This is a genomic window from Bacteroides coprosuis, from assembly GCF_020741705.1.
GTDB lineage: Bacteria > Bacteroidota > Bacteroidia > Bacteroidales > Bacteroidaceae > Bacteroides_E > Bacteroides_E coprosuis.
Genome location: NZ_DYYK01000007.1, coordinates 1 through 5,190, shown reverse-complemented (window position 1 = coordinate 5,190; position 5,190 = coordinate 1). Strand labels below are relative to the sequence as shown.

Annotated in this window: 3 protein-coding genes and 1 pseudogene; all 4 read left to right on the top strand. The window is 36.9% G+C overall.

The genetic code is table 11. The features are described from left to right. A partial coding sequence (locus tag K8V80_RS00225) for a TolC family protein (protein ID WP_276774443.1) occupies positions 1-1,164 on the top strand: 1,164 nt, incomplete at its 5' end. 21 nt (positions 1,165-1,185) lie between these two features. Beyond that, positions 1,186-2,433, top strand: a complete 1,248-nt coding sequence (locus tag K8V80_RS00220; RefSeq protein ID WP_276774440.1) for an efflux RND transporter periplasmic adaptor subunit — start codon at positions 1,186-1,188, stop codon at positions 2,431-2,433. Positions 2,434-2,456: 23 nt separating this feature from the next. Continuing rightward, the gene (locus K8V80_RS00215) at positions 2,457-4,766 is read left to right on the top strand and encodes an FtsX-like permease family protein (protein WP_276774438.1); all 2,310 of its coding nucleotides are present in this window, start codon (positions 2,457-2,459) and stop codon (positions 4,764-4,766) included. 4 nt (positions 4,767-4,770) lie between these two features. Continuing rightward, positions 4,771-5,190 (top strand): annotated as a pseudogene (locus K8V80_RS00210) (ABC transporter permease); the annotation flags it as partial.

The window sequence follows — 5,190 nt, the reverse complement described above, 5'->3', positions numbered from 1 at the left end:
TTGCTACCCTCTATTAATACACAAGTAGGTGCTGGTTTAAGTTTTGGAAATAGCCGTGACTACACTACGCAAGCCATGACGACCAATAATACTTTTAGTAACCAATATCAGATAACAGCTAGTTTGATGCTTTTTGACGGATTAAGTAGCATCAACAGATTGAAAATGGCTCGTGTAAATACTGCAAAAAGTAGAAATCAGTTTCAAAACATAAAAGATATGTTGAGTTATGAAGTAGTAGAAGCATACCTCAATGTAGCCTACTTTGATGAAACCATATCTCTAGCTCAAAAGCAAGTAGCAACGAGTATAGCAAACCAAAAGAAGTTGGAACGTATGGAAGAGTTGGGCATGGTAAGTATTGTAGAGATAACCGAAGCCAAAGCTAAGTTGGCAGAAGATAAATACTTCCTTACTCAGCAAGAAAACTTGAAGAAGATAGCTGTTATCCTCCTTAAAGAAAAACTTAATTATCCACTAGATAAAGATTTGTATATAAAAGGAGTAAATGGTTTATATACCGTGAATATAACCTTAGAGTCTGCTAGTGATATTTTTGCTGAAGCCATACAGTATCTACCTCAAGCCTTGATTGCACAAAATAGTGTAGATGCCGAGAAAATGGCATTTCGCAGTGCTAAAGGTTCGTGGTATCCTCGCATTTCTATGAATCTAGGATCGAGTACCAACTACTTTAAGTATCTCAATAAAACAGTAGAGAGTGATAGTAAGTGGAGCTATAGTGATCAGCTAAAAGATAATCGGGGAGAGTTTATTCAGTTTAATTTTTCCTTTCCCATTTTCACGGGTTTTAGTAGAACTACCAATCTGCGTAGAGCAAAAGCCAATTTTGCAATAGCTAGATATGAGCAAGAAAATACCTTTAGCAAAATATATAGAGATATAGAACAAACAATTGCAGATGTGAATGGGCAAGTAGATGATTACCACCAAGCACTTGAGCAAGAAGAAGCAATGCTTGCAGCACATCAAGCCAATGTAAAAAAACATCAGGAGGGTTTGATAGATCCTATCCAACTCAGTATAAGTGCCAACCGATTACTACAAGCGCAAGTAGCTAGTATGAAGTCTTATCACACATATGTGCTTAAACTAAAGCTTTATCAATATTACAAGGGAATACCTTATACCGAACAGAACTAATTATAGCAAAAATAACAGGCAATGGATATACAACTAAAGAAGAAAAAATTCAAAAAGAAATACATCTTGTGGGGATTGGTAGGATTGCTTTTCTTCCTCTTTATGGGTTGGTTGATTTTGGGAAATCACAATCGAAAGTTCAAGGTGAAAGCAGAATACCTTACTATCAATGAGGCAATAGCTGGAGAGTTCAACAACTATATCCGCATAAGTGGACAAGTACAGCCCATCAATACCATTCAACTGAGTGCTATTGAAGGTGGAATAGTAGAAGAGAAACTAGTTGAGGAGGGCAGCATGGTAAAATCGGGAGATATCATTGTACGGTTGAGTAATCCCAACCTCAGTTTGAGTATTTTGGATAGTGAGGCTCAGCTTGCCGAAAAGCAAAACTTCCTTAGAAATACGCAAGTTACTATGGAACAAGAGCGACTAAGACTTCGTCAAGAAAAACTCCAACTCGATTTGGATGTTGATCGTAAACGACGGAGATATGAGCAGTATAACCGATTATATTCTGAGAGATTAGTCTCGAAAGAGGAATATATTCAGGCTAAAGAAGATTATGATTTCGCCGTGCGAGGAAGAGAATTGGTTATGGATCGGCAAATGCAAGATTCTATCTACCGAGGTATTCAGGTGGAAAATATGGAAGAAAGCTTACATAATATGCGCAGAAATATGCACTTAGTGAGACAACGTAGTGATAATTTAAACATAAAAGCTCCTGTAGATGGTCAGTTGGGGTTACTCGATATTGAAGTCGGACAAAATGTAGTTTCGGGTTCTAAAATTGGACAAATAAGTGTACTTTCAGACTTTAAAGTTGAGGCTCTAATAGATGAACACTATATAGATCGAGTGAAATCGGGTTTAGATGCTAGTTTTGAGCGACAAGAAACAGAGTATGAATTGCGAGTACGCAAGGTATATCCTGAGGTTAGAGAGAAGCAGTTTAAAACGGATTTTGTGTTTGTAGGCGAACGTCCTAGTAATATTCGTACAGGGCAAACCTATTATATCAACCTACAATTGGGGCAACCCTCAGAAGCTATTCTTGTTCCCCGAGGTGCATTTTATCAAGCTACAGGAGGGCAATGGATATTTGTAGTTTCGCCCGATGGCAAAAGAGCAGTAAGAAGAAAAGTTAGTATAGGTAGGCAGAACCCTGTTTATTATGAAGTAACTGGTGGACTAGAGTCTGGAGAAAAAGTAATAACCTCTACTTATGCTGATTATGAGCAAGTAGATGAATTAATTATTGAATAACTAAAAACACAAACAGCGATACTATGAAAGCTATATTCAGAAACTTTATATACGTGCTCAAGCGCTTTGCAACTTCGAGCTTGATAAACTTCTTAGGTTTAACAGGAGCAATAACCGTCTTCTTGGTTTGTATGATCCAAGTGAGATACGATTACACATACAATCATAACATTGAAAGAGGGGATGACATTGTCATGGCTTATCTTACTGAAACTGAAACAGGAGAGAATTCTTTATTAATAAGTACTCCACTGGCCCAACGGATTGCCAATTCTTCTGCTGCTGTTGAAAAATATACGCTCATACATCATTTTACTTATCCCTTTAAAATAGATGAAAATTTAGTTGAGATAGAGTTGAATAAGGTTAAACCCGATTTCTTAGATCTATTTCAACCCGAAGTATTACATGGTGATGCTCGATTAGGTCTTGAGGAGGGTACTCATGCTCTTATTACAGAGAGTGAAGCTCTAAGAATTTTTGGAAAATCAAATGTTGTTGGAGAAGTTATAAAACCCTACTTTGAAAGCAATGAAAGTGTGAAAGAGTCCATATATACCATTGAGGCTGTTGTGAAGGATTTCCCTGATAACTGTAGTTTAAATAATGGATTATACATTTACCAAGAAGAGTTTGATTACTCTGAATTTAGCTTTTTAAGTTACTTTTTAATCAAGCCAGAGCATGTTCCGTCCTTACAAGAGACTGTGAATAGTAAAGAGTTTTGGGGAGAAGGAGAGCAGGACTACTCAAAGACTGCTATTAATTTCATTTCATTCACGGATTATCCACAAGACGCTAAGTTTGGGAATATTCGTCCTCGCTTAATCTCGTTTTTTGTTGTGGGCGTAATTGTATTGCTGATAGCCTATATCAATTTTATAAACTTCTCGCTCACTACAGCTCCTTCACGTATCAAAAGCTTAAATATTCATCGGGTATTAGGACTTAGCAAGAGGTATCAGCAGTGGGTTATTATTACAGAATCTGTGTTGTTTACTCTTTTAGCTTTCTTGCTGAGTCTATTCTTGGTCTCAGTATTAGCAAATTCTGATTTATCTGTATTCTTCAAAGCGAGCCTTGTTTTATCTAATAATACAAGTACTTTACTAGCTTGTGGCTTGTTGTTATTGTTGCTAAGTTTAGCCGCAGGTTACTATCCAGCATGGTACGCCACCTCTTTTAAAGAAATCGAAGCCCTAAAAGGAGGTAGTTTGAATGTCATTAACAGTAAAAAGATACGAGAAACTCTGTTGTTGTTCCAATTGTGTATAGCGTGTACACTACCTATTGTAACGGGTTTTATATATCTGCAATATAACTATATGTTGAATTACGAATGGGGCTTGGAGAAAGAAAATATAGTGTACTTCAATACCGAGAGGATAGATGAACCTTTTGATACCCTTATTAATAATTTAAAAGAAAATCCTGCCATTATAGATTATACTAGTGCTCGATTTGTACCCGGAAATGTACAGATGGGGTGGGGAAGAAACTGGAGAGATAAATCGGTTTCCTTAAAAGCATGGCCTGTATATCCCAACTTCTTAACATTCTTTGGTATAGATATTGTAGAAGGAGAAAATTTTCCCTCTGCCGAAGATGGAACTGCTCGTCTTATATTCAATCAGAAATTTGCAGATACGTATGCCAGCGATAAAAGTCCTATCGGAGAAGAATTCCCAGGATTCGACTCTAATCTTCCCATCTGTGGAATAGCTGAAAATGTCAACTTTGAATCTTTGCATAGAGAGATAGAGCCGATGGCATTCGTGACCCTTGATTTTCAGAACAAAGGTATCATCTTTTTGAAGATTGCTAAGGGTGCTTCGCTTCGAGAAGTGATACCTTGGATAGAGTCGGTGATCAATGAAAAGGTATTAGGCTCTGTGTCGGTACAATTCTTAGAACAGAAACTCGATGATCTTTATTCCAAAGAGAATAATGAAGCAAAACTGATAACTGCATTTTCTATCATCATCTTGCTCATCACGATGATGGGGGTGTATGGTTTGGTCAGTTTTAATGTGAAGTATAAAGAGAAGGAGATAGCCTTACGCAAAGTAAACGGAGCTACAGAGAACCAGATTGTGGTGATGCTCAATAAAAGTCTGCTATACATTTTCGGTGTAGCTTATATCATAGCCATTCCCTTATCGTATTGGTTATCTAAAAAATGGATTGATCAGTTTGCTTATCGCATAGAGATGCACTGGTGGGTGTTTGTTCTAGGAGGTTTCTTAGTCTTACTCATCACATTGCTTACAGTAAGCATTAAGAGTCGCCATGCCGCATTAAAGAATCCTATAAAATCACTTAAATCGGAATAAATCTATGAATAATCGGTTGAAATATATTTTCCGCTCCATCTTGAATAATGGAAAATCGTCTTTCTTCAAACTAATAACATTGAGTATTGGCATCGCTATTGCATTGGTCTTACTTACTAAAGTATTCTATGTGCGTAGTTATGATTCCTTTTATCCCAATAAAGAACGAATTTATAGAGTAGAACCCATCTATACTCTATTAAGACAAGATGATACAGAAAAAAAACATTATGAAAAGATATCGGGTGGGGTTGTAGTTGGTATGGCCAATGAAATTAGTGGAGTAGAAGCTGGCACAAGGTTTATGCATTTAACTGTCGATGGTTTTCTTAAAACCGAAAAAGACAAAGAGTTAAAGGCAACTGCTCTATTGGGAGATGAGAATTTCTTTGATGTGCTGTATAGACCTATTATTCAAGGAGAT

What these genes read in the sequence shown, in the direction of transcription:
- K8V80_RS00220 (WP_276774440.1), top strand. Translation starts at nt 1,186, where the DNA reads ATGGATATACAACTAAAGAAGAAAAAATTCAAAAAGAAATACATCTTG.
- K8V80_RS00215 (WP_276774438.1), top strand. Translation starts at nt 2,457, where the DNA reads ATGAAAGCTATATTCAGAAACTTTATATACGTGCTCAAGCGCTTTGCA.